The organism is Kitasatospora sp. NPDC059747, assembly GCF_042732955.1.
GTDB lineage: Bacteria > Actinomycetota > Actinomycetes > Streptomycetales > Streptomycetaceae > Kitasatospora.
The window spans coordinates 78134-97268 of record NZ_JBHWGV010000024.1 but is presented as its reverse complement, the minus strand read 5'-3'; the positions used below and the strand labels follow the sequence as shown (position 1 = coordinate 97268).

Below are 19135 nucleotides of genomic sequence, written 5' to 3'. Positions count from 1 at the left end.
CGGGCGGGCGGCAAAACGACGACCCCGGGCCCCCCCCCGGGCCCGGGCCCGGGGTCGGCGCGGGGCGTCCGGCGGCGGGAGCGGTGGCCGCACCGGCTCCGGGCGCGGGCGCGGCACCGCCGCGGCGCGAGGAGCGGGGGTTCACCTTGGTCCCGAAGAGGTCGCTGCGGATCACCTGGATCGCGACGATGACGAACAGCCACAGCACGGCCAGGAAGCCCAGCCGCATCACCGTCAGGGTCAGTTCGGACATGGCCGCCCCGCGTGTGGGTGAGCGAAGCGCGCGAACAAATCGGACACTACCCTTCGACCTGTCGGTAGACGATGGTGGTGGAGCCCACGACGATTCGCGAGCCGTCGCGGAGCGTAGCGCGCTGGGTGTGCTGTCCGTCCACCACGATGCCGTTGGTGGAGCCCAGGTCGAGGACCATCGAAGGGTTGCCGGGGCGGATCTCGGCGTGCTTGCGGGAGACGCCCGGGTCGTCGATCCGGACGTCCGCCTCGGTCGAGCGGCCGAGCACGCACGTGCCGCCGGAGATCTGGTGGCGGGTGCCGTTCACCTCGATCCAGGTGCGGACCGAGGCGCCGTGGCCGGAGCCGGGGAACGCGCGGACGTTGCCGCCCGCGGTCGGCGGGGCCGGGGGCATGGCGGGGGGCGCGGCCGGCGGCGGGGGCGCGCCGTACTGGTCGGCGCCCGGCTGCTGCCACGGCGCGCCGGGGGCCGGGGCGGCCGGCGGGCGGTCGTAGCCGGGCTGCGGCGGCGCGTACTGCTGGGGCTCCTCGGCCGCCAGGGTGCGGCTGCGCACCCGGTACAGGCCGGTGTCGAGGTCGTCGGCCTGCTCCAGGTTCACCTGGAGGGGGCCCATGAAGCTGTACCGCTGGGCCTCGGCGTACTCGCGGACCATGCCGGCGAGCTCGCTGCCGAGCTGCCCGGAGTAGGGGCTCAGGCGTTCGTGGTCGTGCGGGCTCAGCTCGACGATGAAGTCGTTCGGCACGACGGTGCGGTCGCGGTTCCAGATGCTCGCGTTGTTGTCGCACTCGCGCTGCAGCGCACCGGCGATCTCCACGGGCTGGACCTCGGACTTGAACACCTTCGCGAAGGTGCCGTTGACGAGACCCTCAAGTCGCTGCTCGAACTTCTTCAGCACTCCCATGGGGCACCCCCTTCCAGGGTTCGTTCGCCTGCCTGCCGACCGGGCCCCGGAGAGCCGGTCGTGCCTACTTGCGGTACTTCCGTACTGATCGTATCCACGCCGGGCCCATCCGTACGGTTCCCGGAACGCGTCGTGCCCGGGGGTGGGCTCGGACACACAGGGTGACGCATATCGGGTACGGCACGCCAGGTGTGCCCGTCGGAAGGGGGTTCCACGCTTCGCCCGGACGTTCGGGGCGCATCCGTTCGGACGCGCTCGGGTGGCGGACCGGGGGTGGAACCGTCCCGCCGGAACGGATTCGGAGGACTCCCCCAGGTCGTGCTACTGTTTTCCACGTCGGAAGGGCCGCCCGAGAGGGAGGCCGGAACGAAGAACCACGAGGGCCGCGAGGCGCTGGTGGGTCGGGGATCCGGTCGGCACGGAAGACGCACCCATGCGCGGGTGGCGGAATAGGCAGACGCGCTGGATTCAGGTTCCAGTGCCCGAAAGGGCGTGGGGGTTCAACTCCCCCCTCGCGCACAGCGAAGCCCCGCAGATCTTCGGATCTGCGGGGCTTTCTCGTTCTCCGGCGGGACCGCCCCGGGGCGGCGTCCCGGCGTCTCGGCGGTTGGCAGCCGGCTCAGGCGCGGGACGCGGGGAGTTCGGCGCGGACCTCGAAACCGCCCTCCTGGGTGGGGCCCGCGGTCAGCGTGCCGCCGAGGAGCTGGGCGCGCTCGCGCAGGCCCACCAGCCCGTGACCGCCGCCCGGCAGGGTCAGGGCGTCCGCCCGGGCCGGCCGCACCGGCGGGGGGTCGTTGCGCACCTCGACCCGCAGCCGCCGGCCCTTCGCCCGCACCTTCACGTGCACGGCCGCGTCCGGGGCGTACTTGGTGATGTTGGTGAGCGCCTCCTGGACCGTCCGGTAGGCGGCCCGCTCGACCGCCTCCGGCCACGGGCGGTCGCCGGGCGCCAGCTCGGCGTCGGCGGCCAGGCCGCTCTGCTCGATCAGCCGGGGCAGGTCGGCCAGCCGCGGCTGCGGGGCGAGCGGGGTGTTGTGGCGCGGGTCGCCGGTGCGCAGCACGCCGACCATCTGGCGCAGCTCGTCGAGGGTGCGCACGGACAGCTCGCGGATGGTGCGGGCGGTGGCCACCGCGGCCGGGTCGGGGGTGCTCACCTGGAGCGCGCCGGCCTGGATGCTGATCAGGCTGACCTGGTGCGAGACGACGTCGTGCATCTCGCGGGCGAGCCGGCCGCGCTCGCTGATCAGCACCCGCTCGGCGAGCAGCCTGGTCTCCCGCTCCTGGCCCCGGATCAGCTCCTCGACCCGGGCCGCCAGCTCCCGCCGGGTGCGGGCGAGCAGGCCGGTGGCGGCGGGGCCGGCGGCGAGCATGATCGACTGGATGGCGTAGAGCGCGGTGTCGCGGCTCAGCCAGACGGTCTGGTCGGAGATCGGCCAGTGGAAGAACTCGACGAGGGTGAAGAGGGTGCCGAGGGGGATGACCAGACGGGGGTTGGGGCGTTCGGCCGCCAGCGTGTAGACGGCCGTGATCGGGGCCAGCCAGATGTCGGCGACGTAGCTGCCGGGCATGGTGAGCAGCAGCACCAGGACCGGGAAGCGGCGGCGCCAGAGCAGCGTCACGGCGGCCAGCACCGACAGCGCCACCTGCCACCACGGGGCGTCCCGGGCGACCAGGGCCGCGTCCATCAGGGAGTACAGCGCGGGCAGCAGCAGCATCAGCCAGGGCGCGGTGCACCAGGCCGGCAGCCGTCTCGACGGCAACTGGTCGGCGGCGGTCATGCCCCGTCGCCGGGTTTCGGCCGGACCAGTCCGGCCCGGTGGGCCACCACGGCGGCCTGGACGCGGTTCGCGGCGCCGAGCTTGCCGAGGATCGCGCTGATGTGGTCCTTGACGGTGCCGGTGCCGAGGAACAGCCGGTCGGCGATCTCCGCGTTGGACAGGCCCTCGCCGAGCAGCGCCAGGACGTCCAGCTCCCGGCCGGTGAGGGTGCGGGTGAGCGCGGAGGCCTCGGCGTCCGGGCCGCCGCCGTCCACGTAGCCGCCGATCACGGTGCGGGTGACGGTCGGGGAGAGGATGTTGCCGCCGGCCGCGAGCACCCGGACGGCGTGCACCAGCTGCTCGGGGGCGGTGTCCTTGAGGAGGAAGCCGGAGGCGCCGGCCCGCAGCGCGGTGCCGATGTACTCGTCGGTGTCGAAGGTGGTCAGCATCGCGACGGCCGGCGGGTCGGGCAGGGCGCGGACCCTCCGCAGCACCGAGATGCCGTCGAGGTCGGGCATCCGGATGTCGAGCAGCACGACGTGCGGGCGCAGCCGCTGGACGTGGTCCTCGGCCTGGCCGCCGGAGCAGTCGCCGACCACCTCCAGGTCGTGGGCGGAACCGACGATGAGGCCGAGGCCGGAGCGGACCAGGATCTCGTCGTCCACGATCAGCACGCGGGTGGTGGTGATGGTGCCTCCTCGGTTGGGGCGGCCGGGTGGGGGCGGTCCGCGCGGGTCGATGTCGAGGGTAGGGGTAGCCGGGTCGGGCCGCCGAACGCATGGCGGGTCCGCACCCCCGCCGTTCGGCGGGGGCTGGAATCCGCTACCCGGTTCACGCGATTCTCACGTGAGGTGGGGAACCATGTTGGTGGCTGCCCTTTCGTCGGCCCGCTCCCCGGTGCGGGGGCCGGTGGGCCCGGGGCCGCCGGTCAGTCCGTCGGGCCCGTGCGGGCGCCCGGCGCCGGGCCGTGTGCGGATGCGCCCCACCATCTGATCGTTTGGAATTGAGCTGTGTCGTCCACTGTGAAGTCGGAGCCGTCCGCCACGTCCACCGGGCCCCGGCCCGTCGGCCCGCTCGACCGCTGGCGCCCGCGGGCCGCCGCGGCCTCCGTCTGGTACCTGCGGCTGATCGCGCTGCTGAACGTGGCGACGGTACTCCTGGTGCCGTTCCGTGACCAGGTCAGCGAGCACAACGAGGGCGAGTACTTCACGCCGTACCTGATGACCTCGGGCCTGGCCAGCGCGGTGCTGTCGGTGTTCCTGGCGGTCGCGATGCGGCGGCGCAAGCGGGCCGCGTGGATCTTCAACGCGGCGCTGGCCGGGATGTTCGCCCTGCTCTACCTGGCCGCCATGGTGCTGCCCGACGAGCGCTTCAACCGGCACCCGCTGAACTACATCTCCACGGTGCTGACCTGCCTGTTCGTGCTGGCGCTGCTGATCGGGCGCAAGGAGTTCACCTCCAAGGGCGACCAGTCCAACCCGAAGACCGCCGCCGCGACCTTCGTCGGCGGGCTGCTGTTCGGCGGCGGGGTGGGCGCGCTGCTGGTGTGGCTGACCAACGACCTGGGCGGCGCCGGCTTCTGGGACCTCTTCCGCTACTCCGTCGGCCGGATGATCACCATCACCCCGTCCGAGCACCTGCGCTCCGTGATCAACGCGCCGACCTGGGTGAACGCGGTGATCAACGCGATGGGCGCGGTGCTGTTCCTGCTCGTGCTGTACGTCGCCTTCCGCAGCCCGCGCGGCAAGGAGCTGCTGAACCCCGAGGACGAGGCGAAGCTCCGGACCCTGCTCGACAAGCAGGGCGAGCGGGACTCCCTCGGCTACTTCGCGCTGCGCCGGGACAAGGCCGTGATCTTCTCCCCCAGCGGCAAGGCGGCCGTCACCTACCGGGTGATCGGCGGGGTGTCGCTCGCCTCGGGTGACCCGATCGGCGACCCGGAGGCCTGGCCGGGGGCGATCGACGCCTGGCTCGCCGAGGCCCGCGAGCACGCCTGGGCTCCGGCCGTCATGGGTGCCTCCGAGGAGGCCGGCGTGATCTACGCCCGGCACGGGCTGGACGCGCTGGAGCTGGGTGACGAGGCGATCGTCGAGCTGGACGAGTTCTCGCTGGAGGGCCGGGCCATGCGGGTCGTCCGGCAGGCGTACAACCGGGTCAAGCGGGCCGGGTACACCGTGCGGATCCGCCGCCACGAGGACATCTCCGAGGCGGAGATGGAGCGGCTGGTGGCCAAGGCCGACGAGTGGCGCGACGGCGCGACCGAGCGCGGCTTCTCGATGGCGCTCGGCCGCCTCGGCGACCCGGCCGACGGCCGCTGCGTGATGCTGGAGTGCCACGACGGCGACGGCGAGCTCAAGGCGCTGCTGAGCTTCGTGCCGTGGGGCCCGGACGGGCTCTCGCTGGACCTGATGCGCCGGGCCCGGGACACCGAGAACGGCCTGGTCGAGTTCATGGTGATCGAACTCCTCCAGCGCGCCGACGAGGTGGGGCTCAAGCGGGTTTCGTTGAACTTCGCGATGTTCCGTTCCGTTTTCGAGCGCGGTTCGCGGCTCGGGGCCGGCCCGGTGCTGCGGCTGTGGCGCTCGGTGCTCGGTTTCTTCTCGCGCTGGTGGCAGATCGAGTCGCTGTACCGCGCCAACGCCAAGTACCGGCCGATCTGGGAACCGCGTTACCTGCTCTTCGAGAAGAGCAGCGAGATTCCGCGGATCGGCATCGCGAGCGCCCGTGCCGAGGGCTTCATCGTCGCGCCGAGCATGCCCGCCCTCTTCCGGCGCCGGCACTCCGGGTCCGCCGTGGTGGCGCCCCGCGTGCCCGTGGGCGCGCAGCAGGGCGAGGAGTAGTCCTCCGCCCGCTCTCCGCCGGGGGGCGGGGGGCGGCGGACGGCCGGATGGGGGTGCCCTAGGGGGGATCCCCTCCCCCCTGAGGATGACCCTTATCCCCATCCATGCCGATGTGGATTTGTTAAGAGGCTTCTAATGTTGAGGTAGCTGAGAAAAGACTCAACGGTTCGGGGATTCGGGAGAGGACGGCTGTGATTCACAGGACCCACGCGGGGGGCGTGCGAAAGGGGCCGCTGGCGACAGCCAGAGCGGCCGCTGTCGCCGAGTGGGGGACGTTGTTCGTGACGGTCCGCGACCAGGTGGTGCGCAAGAAGTTCGCCGCCGTTCCGCTGGCCACCACGGCGACGTTTCTGATCCTGCTGTTCAGCATCGTGCAGCACCTGCCCGGCGGCGAGCGCTTCGTCAACCACATCGGTGTGGTGAAGGCCGCGCTGCCGCTGGACGTCTCCCTGCTGCGCACCCCGCTGTCGCTGTACGTCCCGGCGCTGGACCTGCCGGTCTGGGGGGCGCTGGCCCAGGTCTTCCTGGTCTTCGGCATCGCCGAGATCGTGCTCGGCCGCCGGATGACGCTGGTGGTGGCCTATGCCTGCACCCTGGCGGGCACGCTGTTCGCCCGGTTCGGCGTGGCGATCGGGCCGGACCACCTGTTCGGCTTCCCGAAGTGGGTCGCCTACGTGCGGGACACCGGGCCGTCGGCCGCGGTGGTGGCGCTGGCGATCTGCATCGCGTTCCGCTGCCGGGCCTGGTTCACCGCCGGGCTGGTGGTGGTCCTGATGGTCGGCGAGGCGGTCGTCCTGCCGAACCTGGCCGGTCTGGAGCATGTCGTCGCGGTGATCACCGCGCTGCTGATCGCCGTCTCGGTCGAGGTGTTCGGCGACTTCTGGCCGCGGGTGCTGGCCGGGGTCGGGGCCGCCACCTCGGTGGCGACGGCGGCCTCCCGCGAGGTCGCGGTGGAGGCCCGGCGGCGGACCTCGGCGGGCGCCGTCATCCCGTAGGGAGCACGGTTGCGGCCTTGAGCGGCCGGGTACCGGGCAGCGCGCCCGGTGCCCGGCCGCGCAGGCTTTCCGGGGGCCGTGGGGCAGCGGGAGCTCGAACCAGACGACCTTGCCGACCGCCTTGCGGGCGGTGCCCCAGCGCTCGGCGAGCTTGGTCACCAGGGTGAGGCCGCGGCCGGTCTCGCCGAGCTGCTCGGCGGGCTCCAGCGAGGGCAGGTTGTGGTTGTCGTCGCTGACCTCGACCAGGAGCTTGTCCACCCGGATCAGCTGCAGCCGGACCCGGTCCCTGGCCACCCGGACGGCGTTCGTCACCAGCTCGCTGACCAGCAGCTCGGTGGTGTCGCTGAGCGCCTCCAGGTGCCAGGCGGCCAGCTGCTCGCGGACCAGGGCGCGGGCCCGGCGGACCTCGCGGTGGTCGACGGTGAGGTCCCAGGTGGCCACCTCGGACGGGGCGACCCCGTCGAAGCGGGCCACCAGGAGGGCGACGTCGTCCTTGCGGTCGTCCGAGTGCAGGCGCTCCAGCACGACGTCGCAGGCCTGCTCGGGGCTCTGCCGCGGGTCGATCAGGTTGCCGCAGAGCGCGGCCAGGCCCGCTCCTATGTCGCCGCCCCTGACCTCGACCAGCCCGTCGGTGCAGAGCACCAGCATCGAGCCGTCCGACACGTCGATGGTCTTGGCGACGAACGGCACCCCGCCGACCCCGATCGGCGCGCCGGCCGGGATCTCCAGCAGCTCGCCGGTGCCGTCCGGGTGCACCAGGACCGGCGGGACGTGGCCGGCGCTGGCCAGCTCGCAGGTCCGGTTGATCGGGTCGTAGACCGCGTACAGGCAGGTGGCGAGGTGGTCGTCGCCGAGCTTGTGGGCCAGGTTGTCGAGGTGGCGCAGCAGCTGGCCGGGCGGCAGGTCGAGGGCGGCGAGGGTCTGCATCGCGGTGCGGAAGCGGCCCATCGCGGCGGCCGAGTGCAGGCCGTGGCCCATCACGTCGCCGACCACCAGGGCGACCCGGCTGCCGGGCAGCTGGATGGCGTCGAACCAGTCGCCGCCGACCTCGGCCTTCGGGTCGCCGGGCAGGTAGCGGTGGGCGATCTGCACGCCGGGGATCTGCGGCGGGCGGGTCGGGATCATCGAGCGCTGCAGCGTGGTGGCGACCCGGGACTCGGCGCGGTGCAGCCTGGCGTTGTCGAGCGACAGGGCGGCGCGGACGGCCAGCTCCTTGAGGGTCGCGGCGTCGCTCTCGTCGAAGGGGGTGCGGTCGGGCAGCCGGAGCAGCTTGAGGATGCCGAGCACGGTGCCCCGGGCGGAGAGCGGGACGACCAGCATCGAGCGGCCGGAGACCACCGGGGCCAGCCGGACGCCGCCGAGCGCGATGGCGTAGTCGACCGCGACGTCGTCGCTGACCACCGGGACGAGGACCGGCTGGTTCAGCTGGAGGGCCATCCCGGGCGGGGTGCGGCGGGGCATGCTGACCAGCGCGCCCTCGGACAGGACGTGGTCCCAGGCGCCGCCGGTCTCGTTGTAGACCAGGGCGACCCGGCGGAGCATCGTGTCGTCGTCCGGCCGGGCGGCGGGCAGCTCCGAGTCGGAGATCAGCCCGTCCACGAGGTCCACGCAGGCGAAGTCGGCGACCCGGGGGACCAGCACCTGGCAGAGCTCGTGGGCGGTGAAGCCGAGGTCCAGGGTGGTGCCGACCTTGCCGCCGACCTCGTTCAGCAGGGCCAGCTGCTCGCCGGCGTGGCCGTTGGTCAGGAACGGGCCGAGGCGGCCGCCGTGGGGCGGGCCGTCGGCCCCGGCGGGGGCCGGGACGGCGGACGCGGTGGTGTCCGGGGCGGTGCCCGGGGACTGGTCGCCGCGGGCGCTCCGCCCGACCGGGGCCGGGGCGAGGGCCTGGTGCCCGTTGGCGGACGATTCGACGGCGGCCGGCTCGATGGCGGCGCCTCCTCCGGTGGGGGACGGGACGGACAGGGCGGCCGGCCTGGCGGCGGGCCGTTCGGCGCAGTCGCGCTGGCCGGGCAGCGGGCCGGCCGGGCGGCCGCGGACGGTCCGGGACGCGCCGGCCTGCTCGGGCTGCGGCGGCGGGCCCACCCGGGCGGCGCGCTGCTGGGCGGTGGGGTAGCGGCGGCCGATCCCGGCGGCGGCGTGCGCGGCGCCGCACTGCGGGTCGGAGGGCAGCACCGGGAGCACGGTGGCCGCGTCCAGCCGCAGGGCGGGCAGCCCGGCGAGCTCCAGCGCCGCCACCAGCGGTGCCCGGTGGGCGGCGGGCAGGAGCCGGGCCAGCGCCGACGCCGCGGCGGAACCGGCGGGTGCTCCGCCGGGCGGGGTGAGCGCGGCGACCAGCCCGTGGAAGCCGCCCCGGGCGGCGGGGGCGGGCGCGAACGGCAGCAGCCGCTCGCCCAGCGCGAGGCGCGGTCCCGAGGTGCGCAGCGGGCGGGCGTCCGCGGCCAGGGCGAGCAGGCCGCCGGACGGGCCGGGCAGCGGGTAGGCCCACCACAGCACGTCGCGCAGGTGGTCCTCGCGGTCGGTGACGGGCATCTGGCCGGCCCAGGGACGGCCGTCGGCGGTCAGCGCGGCCAGGGTGTCGAGGGCGTCGCAGCGGCGGCGGGCGCAGGTGGCGCCGGCGGATCCGCGGGGCTCCATGGCGGGCAGCAGGCCCGAGGCGGGGCGGTCGCGGGCGACCTCGGCCCGGTGCCCGAAGAGCTCCTCGGCGGCCCGGCTCCACTGGGCGATCCGTCCGGCCCGGTCGACCAGGACGAGGGCGATCCGGACCAGGGCGGCGACACCCGCCGGGTGGCCTCCCGGAACGGCCTCGGCGCCCGCCGGACGTGGTGTGGAGTTGGGCTCGTCCACCATGGATTCGGTCTGCTCCCGCCTGGCCGCCACGCCTGGAGGCGGCCGTCTCTCCGGAGGAAGGCACGCTGTGCGGATACCAGCGAAGCACGGACCGGGCCGGGCTCGATAGCGAAACGGGGAGATTCATCAGGATCGGTTGCACGCCGCTTGCCTCGCGCCGGTTCGTACCCCCCTTCCGCCCGGTTGACGCTTCCCGCGCGGGGGTAGGGTGGCAGGCCGGGCCGCCCGGCGGCCGAACGCAGTAGGGACGAGACAGAGGCGAGAAGTGACCGCGCAGATCCCCGTCCGCTGGACGGACCCGGAGCAGCAGGAGCTGGAGGAGCGGGTCGCCGCCGCCGAACTCGCCTGGCTGAGCATGGACGTCGACGTGCAGACGCTGCGGGTCGAGATCGACAACTTCGCGCTGATCCACCATCAGCTGCTCGGCCCGCTCTACGCCCGGCTCGACGAGCTGGACGCCCTGGTCGCGGAGGCCGTCGCGGCCACGACCGGGCGCCCCGAGGACGTCCGGCGGGCCGCCGAGGCCAGGCAGCAGGTCGAGGAACTCCCCGACCTGGACGCGCTGTTCGACTCCGTCCAGGCGGTCCGCGAGGAGCGCGGCGGCGAGGAGGAGGCCGTCCCGCCGCCGCCCGCCGCCCCGGCCAAGGTCCGCCCCGGACGGGAGGCCCAGCGGATCTACCGCGACCTCGTGCGCCGCGCCCACCCCGACCTCACCACCGACCCGGCAGAGCAGGAGCGCCGGGCCGCGTTCCTCGTCCGGGTCAACGAGGCCTACGCGTTCGGCGACGCCGGCGCGCTGGCCGGCCTGGCCGCCGAGTGGTCCACCGCGCCCGAGGCGGCCCCCGCGCCGGACGCGCCGGACCGGCTGGAGTGGCTGCGCCGCCGACTGGAATGGCTCACCGCGAAGATCGCCGAGACCGCCGCCGAGCAGGTCCGGCTGGAGCGCACCCCGATGGGGGAGCTCCTCGCGCTCGCGCCGCAGGACCCGGACGGGCTGCTGGAGCAGCTCGCCGAGGAGCTGCTGGCCAAGGCCGCGGACCGGCAGGCCGAGCTGGCCCGGCTGCTCGGCGATCCCCGGCCCCCGGTGGGCGACAATGGCACGGACCCGATCGAGCCCCAGGAGACCCACACGATGTTCCCGCAGATCCCCTCCGCCGACGCCGCCTCCGTGCCCGCCGATGCCGTCCTCCTGGACGTCCGCGAGCAGGACGAGTGGGACGCGGGCCACGTGGACGGCGCCCTGCACATCCCGCTCGGGCAGGTCATCGCCCGGCTCGGCGAGCTGCCGGACGACAAGCTGTACGTGCTGTGCCGCGTCGGCGGCCGCTCGGCGCAGGTCGTCCAGTACCTGGTGCAGCAGGGCCGGGACGCGGTGAACGTGGACGGCGGCATGTACGCCTGGGAGGGCGCCGGCCGGCCCATGGTCAGCAGCACCGGCCAGGACGCGTTCGTCCTCTGAACCCCGCTCCGACCCGTACGCACCCTTTGGCCCGGTAGGGCAGGATGGGCGCGCGACCGACCCGGGACGGGCCCGGCGGCGCCCGTCCGGCAGGGGGAGTGCGCATGGCGGACAGCACGGACACACCGGCCGGCGCGCGGGTCCGGTCGCGGCCCGCGCAGCTCGTTCTGGGCCTGGCCGCCGTGGTGCTGCTCACCGGGACGGGACTGTTCCTCGGCGCGGTGTTCCTGCACGTCGCGCCCGCCAACACGGTGTCCCGGCAGTACCGGGAGCAGATCGACGGGGTGGTCTACCCCGAGTTCGAGCAGAACTGGAAGCTCTTCGCGCCCAACCCGCTCCAGCAGAACGTCAGCCTGGACGCCCGGGTGCGGACCGTCGCCGGCGGCGGCGCCACCGAGACCCGCGACTGGCTCGGGCTGACCGCCCGGGACATCGCCGCGATAAGGGGCAACCCGGCGCCCAGCCACGTCGACCAGAACCTGCTGCGGCGGGCCTGGGACTTCTACGACGGCTCGCACAACCCGCAGGACGAGACGCTGACCAACAGCCGGGGCAAGCTCGCCGAGGAGTACCTGAAGCGCATAGCGCTCCAGCGGATCGGCCGGAGCGTGGACGGCGAGCGGATCCTGGAGATCCAGTTCCGGGTGACCTCGGCGACCGTCCCGCCGCCGTCCTGGAGCGGGGAGGCCCCGCCGCCCGAGCCGAAGACGCGGGAGCTGCCCTGGTGGCCGGTGGACGACGCGGACTACCGGGGGCTCGGGTGAACGAGGTGTCGCAGCCGGAGGTCTCGCCGTCGGGGGTCTCGTCGGGGGTCTCGCCGCGGGAGGTCTCGCCGCCCGGTGTCGAACAGCCGCGGTTGGACGGGATCCCGCGCCAGGGCGGGCAGCAGGTCGTTGCCGTGTCAGCACCCGAGTCCGTGCCCGCGCCGGCCCCGGGTCCGCTCGCACGCGTCGGCCGGGCGCTGGAGGCGTTCACCGGGCGGGTGCTCGGCCGCCACCAGGCGGCCGTGGTGCGGATCGGCTTCGGGCTGGTCTGGCTCGCCTACCTGCTGCGCGAGTGGCCGAACCGGCGGGTGCTGTACGGCGACCGGTCGCCCTGGTCCCTGGACCTCGCCCGGCAGCTCCTCGCCGACAACGGGGCCTTCACCGTGCTGCCCTGGTTCGACGGGCGGCTCTGGTTCGAGGCGGTCTACCACCTGGCGGTGCTCGCCGCCCTCGCCGTGGTGCTCGGCTGGCGGACCCGGGCGAGTACGGTGCTCTTCCTGGTCACCGTGCTGTCGCTGCAGAACCGGGACGTCTTCCTCGGCGACGGCGGCGACAACGTCGTCCACCTGATGGCCGTCTACCTGGTCTTCACCCGCTGCGCCGAGGTGTGGTCGCTCGACGCCCGGCGGGGCCGTCCCGGGTGGGGCGGCGTCGTGCTCTGGGCCGTCCTCGGGGCCGTGCTGGCGGTCTGTCAGCTCGGTGGCTTCTCCGGGGACAGCCTGACCTGGACCTCCGCCGCGTTCCCGTACCTCGGGTGGGCACCGCTGTTCTGGGGGCTCTGGGCGGTGGCCGGGCTCTGGTGGGCGCTCGGCCGGCTGCGGCCGGACGGCGAGGTGCGGGCGGTGCTCGACGGGCTCGCGAACACGGTGCACAACTGCGCGATGCTGGTGATCGCCGCCGAGGTGGTGCTGATCTACGCGACGGCCGGCTGGTACAAGGTGCAGGGCACGCGCTGGCAGGACGGCACCGCGCTGTACTACCCGCTCCACCTGGACTACTTCGCGCCCTGGCCGGCGCTGTCCGCGCTGGTCGGCTCGGCGCTGGTGCCGGTGTTCCTGATCTCCTACGGCACGGTGATCGTGCAGGTCGCGTTCCCGTTCACGCTGCTCGACCGGCGGGTCAAGAACGTCCTGCTGGCGATCATGATGGCCGAGCACCTCGGGATCGCGGTGGTGCTCGGGCTTCCGGTGTTCTCGCTCGCGATGGTCGCGGCGGACGCGGTGTTCCTGCCGACCGGGGCGTTGCTCTGGGCGGAGCGGCAGGTGCGGCGGGTGCGGCCGGTCCGGCGGGGCGGTGCGGTCCCGCGGGAGCGGGAGCGAGAGCCGGTGGGAGCGGACGAGCCGCTCTAGGATGGCGCTATGTCCTGGTTCGCCGCGCTACGTGACACCGCGCGGACCGGACTCACCCTCGACCGGGCGCTGACCGACCCCAAACGGGCGGCGCGCGGGGCCGTCGCCGTGGGGCTCGTGCTGTTCCCGACCCTCGCGCTCGGCGGGCCCTCGCTCGCGACCTCGGCCGCGATGGGCGCGTTCATCGCCGGGACGGCCACCTTCCAGCGCAGCTTCCGGCCCCGGGCCAGCCTCGCCGTCGCCGCCGGGATCGGGCTCGGCACCAGCACCTTCCTCGGGTACCTGGCCGTCGGCGTCTTCGGGCTGTTCCCGGCGCTGCTCGCGGTGTGGGCCTTCGCCGCCGGACTCGCCTGGGCGATCGGGCCGACCGCCGGGGTGGTCGCGGCCAACACCGTCTCGGTGATGCTGATCGTCGTCCAGCTCCCGGTCGGCGTGCTCGCCGCGCTCGGCCACGGACTCGTCGCGGCCCTCGGCGGTGTCGTCCAGGCCGCCGTCATCACCCTGTGGCCGATCGGCAGTTGGACCTCCCAGCGGGCGGCACTCGCCGACACCTACGCCGAACTGGGCGACTACGCACGGCGGTTGCGACAGGACCCGACCGCGCACGTCGACCCAGCGCCGTTCATGACCGCCCGGCACGCCGCCGCCCTCACCCCCTGGCAGGACCGCCACCGGCCGCCCGAACTGCGCGGCCTGCGCGGCATCGCCGAACGCATCCGCCCCACCCTCGCCGCGCTCGCCGACCCCAAGGTCGGCGCGCCGGCGGAAGGGCCGCAGCGCGACCGCGCCCGGGAGGTCCTCGCCGCGTCCGCCGAGGCCATGGACGCCCTCGCCCGGGCCATCAGGACCGGTGATCCCGTCCGCCTCTCCCGCACCGCGCCCGTCTACGCGCTCGCCGCACCCGTCCCGCTGGCCGCACCCGAGGCGGACGGGCGGCTGCGGGGTGCGGCCAAGCGCTCGGCCCGGCGGCTCGGCGGGCTGCTGCGCAAGGCCGCCGACACGCTGGACCGCGGCGACGTGGACACCGTCACGGTGCCCGTCGTCGGTGCCGGCGGCGCCCTGCACAAGCCGCCGCTGTTCCGGATGCTGCCCGCCGCGCTGCGGGCGGTGCGGCGGCAGGTCCGGCCGCGATCGGCGGTCTTCCAGCACGCCGTCCGGCTCACCGGGGTCGTCACGGCCGCGTACCTGCTGGCGCGGGCCGCCGGGTTCGAGCACGGCCACTGGGCGCCGATGACCGCCGCGATGGTCATGCGGCCCGACTTCGCCCAGACCTACAGCCGGGGCGTCGCCCGGCTCGCCGGGACGGTCGTCGGGGTCGCCGTCTCGACCCTCGTGGTCCAGCTGGCGCACCCGGGCGAGTGGGTGCTCGCGGCGCTGGCGGTGCTCTGCATCGGCGGGGCCTACCTGACGCTGCGGACCGGGTACGCGCTGATGACCGTCGGCATCTCGTCGTACGTCGTCTTCCTGCTCGGACTGCAGCCGGGCGACCCGCTGACGACCGCCTTCGAACGGGTCGGGCTGACCCTGCTCGGCGGATCCGTCGCGCTCGTCACGTACGCGCTCTTCCCGACCTGGCAGACCGCCCGGCTCGGCGAGCGGCTCGCCGAGTGGCTGGCCGCGGCCGGGCGGTACGCGGCGGCGGTGATCGACGGCTACGAGGACCCGGCGGCGCCGCGCGGACGGGACGTGCGGACGACGCTGCTGGACTCCCGGGAGGCGCGCTCCGAACTGCTCCAGGCGATGGAACGGGCCGACGCCGAACCGGGACGGCACGCGTCCGGACTGCCCGGGGTGAGCCGGCGCCGGATCGACCGGGCCAGGGCCGCGGTCGGACGCCTCGGGCGGGCGGCCGTCCTGCTGGAGGCCCACCTGCCGGCCGGCGACGCCGAGCCGGTGCCGGGGGCGGCCGGGTTCGCCGAGGAGCTGCGGCTCGGGACGGCGCTCGCGGCGGGGGCGCTGCTGACCGGGCGGCCGGTGGAATTCGGGGCGGTGCGGGGGGCGCAGGCGCAGTTGGAGAAGCGGCTGGCGGAGGTGCCGGAGGGGGTGCAGCGGGATGTGCTGTGGGCGGGGGTGCGGTTGTTGATGCAGGCGTTGAAGGAGCTGGAGCGGGCTTTGCGGGGGCGGGAGGACGTTCGGGGGGTGGACGCGGGTGGCGGTGAGCCCGCGGACGGCGGGGTGGAAGCATGAACGCCATGAACGGCATGAACGGCGTGGACAACGTGGACGACGTGGTGCGCGGCTGGCGGGCGGTGGAGCGGGAGCCGGGGACGGTCCTGCTGGACGGGTTCCACCCGCTGAAGCACGCGCTGCGCTTCGGCGGGGAGGTCCGGCAGGTGCTGACCGCGGACCGGGCCGCGCTGCTGGCGCTCGCCGCCGAGCTGGCCGAGGACGTCGGGCCGACGTTGGCCGGGCTCGCGGTGGAGGTGCCGGAGACCGCGCTGCGGACGCTGGCGCCCCGGCTGCACCCGACCGGGGTGATCGCGCTGGCGGTGCGGCCGTCCGCCGGGGCGAACCGGGCCGCGCTCGGGCACCGGCCCCGCCGCGCGCCGGTCGTGCTGCTGGAGAACCCGCGCAACCTGGGCAACGTCGGCGCGGTGATCCGGCTCGCGGCGGGCTTCGGCGCCACCGGGGTCGTCACCACCGGCGACCTCGACCCCTGGCACCCGACGGTCGTGCGCGGCAGCGCGGGCCTGCACTTCGCGACCGCGGTCGAGCGGCTGGCCCTGCCGGAGCTGCCCGCCGGGCCGCTCTACGTGCTGGACCCCGAGGGCGCGGACATCCGCACCCTGGCGTTCCCGGACGACGCGCTGCTGGCGTTCGGCACCGAGCGGCACGGCGTCTCGGCGGAGCTCAAGGCGCGTGCGGACCACCTGGTCGCGGTGCCGATGCAGCCGGGGGTGTCCAGCTTCAACCTCGCGACGAGCGTCGCGATGGGGCTCTTCCACTGGATGTCGGGGCGCCCGCCCGGCCGCGGCTGAGCGGGCGGGCGCCGGGGCGTCAGGAGAACAGCCGCCGCCACGTCTCCGGGCCCGGGTAGCCGTCGGCGTCGGTGCCGCTCCAGCCCTGGGCCTGCTGGAAGGACTGGACGTTGGCGCGGTCGCCCTCGCCCCACTGCGGGCCGGGGCCGATGGTGTAGGCGGCGCCGAAGCCCTTGCGGACGAGCTGCTCGCCGAGCTGACGGACGGAGTCGTTGTTCGCGCCGGGCCCGAACCGGTCGGCGCCCGGGTACGCGGGTGCGCCGCTCGCGGGCGGGGGCGGGGGTGGCAGTGGGGCGCCGGCGTCGATGTTCCGGCCCTTGCCGTTGACCAGGTAGTCCCAGGTGTCCTTGCCCGGGATGCCGTCGGCCTCGCCGCCGCGCCAGCCCTGGGCGAGCTGGAAGGCCTCGGTGGCCTTGCGGTCGGCCTCGCCCCACTGCGGGCCCGGGCCCTCGGAGTAGAACCGGGTGCCACCGCGCTGCACGAGCATCCGGCCGAGCTCGGTGACGTATGCGTTGTTCGCGCCTGGGCCGAATTTGTCGGCGCCGGGGAAGTCCGTCGAGGGGGTGCCGTCATTGCTGGCGCCGGAGAGGCCGGTGTAGCGGTACGGGACGTACGAGCCGGGGTTGTTCCAGTACGCGTACGGCGTGCTGCGCTTCGTCGTGCCGGGGGCGGTCTGCTCGTAGGCGACGTAGCGGGTGCGGGTGGAGTCGGTCCAGCCGCCGAAGATCGTCGCGTGCGAACCGGCCTGCGGGTTGGCCGGGTTGTTGTAGATCAGGACGTCGCCGGGCTGGAGGTCGGCCTTGCCGATCCGCTCGGCGAAGTTCGGCAGGGTCCAGGTGGTCTGGCTGCCGTCCAGGCCCCAGGCCATCGAGACGAAGCCGGAGCAGTCCTGCCGGTAGCCGTCCGACCAGTAGCGGCCCATGCCGTACGGCACCCGCTGGTCGACCCAGCTCTGCGCGCGCTGGATGATCCGGGCCCTCGTCACCGGCTGGGCGGAGGTGCGCGGGGTGGTGTCGGTGCCGCCGTCGTCCTCGCCGTAGAGGCTGCTGACCTCGCCCTGCGGGTTCTGCGGGGTGGCGCTGCTGCCGCCGCCCGGGTTGGGCGCGGGGGCGGCGACCGCCGCCGTCGCCGCGGCCGCGCCGCCGCCCATCGCGGTGCCGACGGCGGCCACCAGGACCGCCGCCCGGCGGCGGACGCTGCGGGCCGCGGCGTGCCCGCCCTCGTGCACCGGGGCGGCGTGCAGCCGGGCGCGGCGGCGGGCGTTGCAGCCCCCGCATATGCAGTCGTCGCCGGGTTCGACCTCGACGAACTCCAGCAGCGGGGACGGGTCGGCGCCGGTCATGGTCCACCTCTTCCTGGTCGGTCTGACGGTGTGGCAGGACTGACCTTCCCGGGCCGGTTCCGCGTGGTACCGGGACCAAGGTCCCAAAGCGGGCGGGCCGCGGCGCGGCGGGCTGGGCCGCGCGGGTGACGGCCGTTCGGCGGCCCGGGCGTGGCGGGGGTGGAGGGGAGACGGTAGTGCCGGCACCGGAGCTGACGGCGGCTCGGCCGGTCGGCGGGATCAGTCGGCGGCTCGGTCGGCGGGGTGCGGGTTGGCCGGGGAGTACTCGGGGTCGGTCCAGGCCAGCGGGGTGGCGTCGGCGAGTTCGACGACGCCGGTGACGGCCAGTTCGACCATCCGCTGGGCGCCGGGCACGCCCGCGCGGGCCCCGGGGGACCAGTCGGTGCGGGCCTCGCCGGTGACGAGCAGGGCGCCGCCGGTCTCCCAGTCGGGCAGGAGGAGGCCGGCCCGCGGGTCGAGCTCCAGGTTCCCGAGCGTCATGAACATGCTGTTGCCCTGGTACTCCGGCCAGACCAGCCGGTCGGGGGCCGCGGCCCGCAGGAAGCCGGGGAAGCCGCCCCGGTGGGACGCGTCCACGCCGCCGTCCGGGCCGACGGTGGCGACGAAGAACGTGTCGGCGGTGGCGGCGGTCAGCCGCTGAGCGGTGGAGAGCGCCGGCCCGGCGGACACGGCGCGCGGGGCGCCGGCGGACGGGCGGTCGAGCGGGGTGCGGCGCTGGATGTACTTCGGGCAGTTGGAGACGACCTGGTCGGCGGTGATCACCAGGCCGCCCCGGCGGTCCGGCACCGAGCGGCCGTTGAGCCGCATCCGGCGCCGCCCGGCCGGGTCGAGGGCGATGGTGCCGACCCGGGCCGGGCCGGCCAGGGCGGCGGCCAGCGGGTCGTCCCCGGCGGGGCGGGCGGCGACCGTCATGGTCCGCTCGTCGCCGGCCTGGAGGAAGCCCGGGGCACCGGCGAGCTGGGTGGCCCAGACCCGGCCGTCCGGGTCGGCGGCGCCGACCACGAGCGTCCGGCGCTCGGTGAGGAAGCGGGCGGCGACCGGCGGGATGGTGCCGCGGATCGACCGGCCGGCGTGGTCGGCGCGCTCCCGCACGCCGGCCAGCGCCTGGGCGGCGAGCTCGCCGGGGTGGTAGGGCGTGACGGGGGTGGTCACGACGGCCTCCGGCCTAGAAGAAGCCGCAGGTCGGGGCGTCCGCCGTGGGCGCTGCGGCGCCCGTCGCGGCGACTCCGGCGCGGGCGTAGATCTCCAGCCGGATGCCGTCGGGGTCGGTGAAGAAGATGCCGCCGGAGTCCGAGCCCTCGCCGTGCGGCACGACCCCGTCGTACGCGAACTCGGCGCCGAGCTCGCGCAGTCGGTGCTCGGTGGCGCGGACCTCGTCGAGGCTCTCGATCTCGAAGGACAGGTGGTGCAGGCCGGGGGAGGCGGTGGCGAAGGTGCCGGTGCTCTGCTGCCAGAGGGTGACCACCAGGCGGCCGTCGCGGCCCATCAGGGCGTAGCGGCGCTCGGCGTCGGTGCCCTCGTGCGTCACCTGGACGCCGAGGACGGCGCGGTAGAACGCGATCGAGCGCTCCAGGTCGGTGACGTTGAGGCCGACGTGGCCGGTCTTCAGGGTGTGGATCAGGGCGGGGCTGGACATGCCTGGACGCTCCCG

Annotated in this window: 13 protein-coding genes, 1 tRNA gene and 1 pseudogene; 7 read left to right on the top strand and 8 right to left on the bottom strand. The window is 74.9% G+C overall.

All coding sequences use genetic code 11. The features are described 5' to 3' along the window. Positions 1–253, bottom strand: a pseudogene (locus tag ACFV4G_RS13590) (hypothetical protein); the annotation flags it as partial. A 46-nt stretch (positions 254–299) separates the two neighbouring features. Continuing rightward, complete coding sequence (locus tag ACFV4G_RS13585; RefSeq protein WP_380439727.1) at positions 300–1154, bottom strand: FhaA domain-containing protein; 855 nt, start codon at positions 1152–1154, stop codon at positions 300–302. Positions 1155–1589: 435 nt separating this feature from the next. Here ACFV4G_RS13585 and ACFV4G_RS13580 point away from each other — a divergent pair. Continuing rightward, positions 1590–1673, top strand: a tRNA-Leu gene (locus ACFV4G_RS13580). A gap of 100 nt (positions 1674–1773) precedes the next feature. Here the strand turns inward: ACFV4G_RS13580 and ACFV4G_RS13575 are convergent. Together ACFV4G_RS13575 and ACFV4G_RS13570 are read right to left on the bottom strand one after the other, a co-directional pair. Further along, positions 1774–2931, bottom strand: a complete 1158-nt coding sequence (locus ACFV4G_RS13575; RefSeq protein WP_380439725.1) for a sensor histidine kinase — start codon at positions 2929–2931, stop codon at positions 1774–1776. Continuing rightward, on the bottom strand, positions 2928–3581 hold the full coding sequence (locus ACFV4G_RS13570) for a response regulator (protein ID WP_380439735.1): 654 nt from the start codon (positions 3579–3581) through the stop codon (positions 2928–2930). The genes ACFV4G_RS13575 and ACFV4G_RS13570 overlap by 4 nt, the downstream gene beginning before the upstream one ends. Positions 3582–3920: 339 nt before the next feature. Here ACFV4G_RS13570 and ACFV4G_RS13565 point away from each other — a divergent pair, with 339 nt between their 5' ends. After that, positions 3921–5750, top strand: a complete 1830-nt coding sequence (locus ACFV4G_RS13565; RefSeq protein WP_380439723.1) for a phosphatidylglycerol lysyltransferase domain-containing protein — start codon at positions 3921–3923, stop codon at positions 5748–5750. A gap of 92 nt (positions 5751–5842) precedes the next feature. Here the strand turns inward: ACFV4G_RS13565 and ACFV4G_RS13560 are convergent, their stop codons facing one another. Beyond that, on the bottom strand, positions 5843–9592 hold the full coding sequence (locus ACFV4G_RS13560; protein WP_380439721.1) for a SpoIIE family protein phosphatase: 3750 nt from the start codon (positions 9590–9592) through the stop codon (positions 5843–5845). Between the two features lie 265 nt (positions 9593–9857). On the opposite strand from ACFV4G_RS13560, the gene ACFV4G_RS13555 reads away from it, so the two are divergent. The 5 genes from ACFV4G_RS13555 to ACFV4G_RS13535 all read left to right on the top strand — a co-directional run bounded on the left by ACFV4G_RS13555 (position 9858) and on the right by ACFV4G_RS13535 (position 16142). Continuing rightward, positions 9858–11051, top strand: coding sequence for a rhodanese-like domain-containing protein (locus ACFV4G_RS13555; protein WP_380439719.1), 1194 nt, complete (start codon positions 9858–9860; stop codon positions 11049–11051). A gap of 104 nt (positions 11052–11155) precedes the next feature. Beyond that, a complete protein-coding gene (locus ACFV4G_RS13550) occupies positions 11156–11815 on the top strand; it encodes a DUF5819 family protein (RefSeq protein WP_380439717.1) in 660 nt (219 codons plus the stop codon). Between the two features lie 134 nt (positions 11816–11949). Next, positions 11950–13164, top strand: coding sequence for an HTTM domain-containing protein (locus ACFV4G_RS13545; protein WP_380439715.1), 1215 nt, complete (start codon positions 11950–11952; stop codon positions 13162–13164). Positions 13165–13173: 9 nt separating this feature from the next. Continuing rightward, positions 13174–15351, top strand: coding sequence for an FUSC family protein (locus ACFV4G_RS13540; RefSeq protein WP_380439713.1), 2178 nt, complete (start codon positions 13174–13176; stop codon positions 15349–15351). Next, complete coding sequence (locus ACFV4G_RS13535; protein WP_380439711.1) at positions 15348–16142, top strand: TrmH family RNA methyltransferase; 795 nt, start codon at positions 15348–15350, stop codon at positions 16140–16142. The genes ACFV4G_RS13540 and ACFV4G_RS13535 overlap by 4 nt, the downstream gene beginning before the upstream one ends. A 19-nt stretch (positions 16143–16161) precedes the next feature. Here ACFV4G_RS13535 and ACFV4G_RS13530 read toward each other — a convergent pair whose 3' ends face one another. The 3 genes from ACFV4G_RS13530 to ACFV4G_RS13520 form a co-directional block, all read right to left on the bottom strand. Beyond that, positions 16162–17484, bottom strand: coding sequence for a peptidoglycan-binding protein (locus ACFV4G_RS13530; protein WP_380439709.1), 1323 nt, complete (start codon positions 17482–17484; stop codon positions 16162–16164). Positions 17485–17703: 219 nt separating this feature from the next. Beyond that, a complete protein-coding gene (locus tag ACFV4G_RS13525) occupies positions 17704–18636 on the bottom strand; it encodes a pyridoxamine 5'-phosphate oxidase family protein (RefSeq protein WP_380439707.1) in 933 nt (310 codons plus the stop codon). A 13-nt stretch (positions 18637–18649) separates the two neighbouring features. Then, positions 18650–19120, bottom strand: a complete 471-nt coding sequence (locus ACFV4G_RS13520) for a VOC family protein (protein ID WP_380439705.1) — start codon at positions 19118–19120, stop codon at positions 18650–18652. Positions 19121–19135 lie beyond the last annotated feature (15 nt).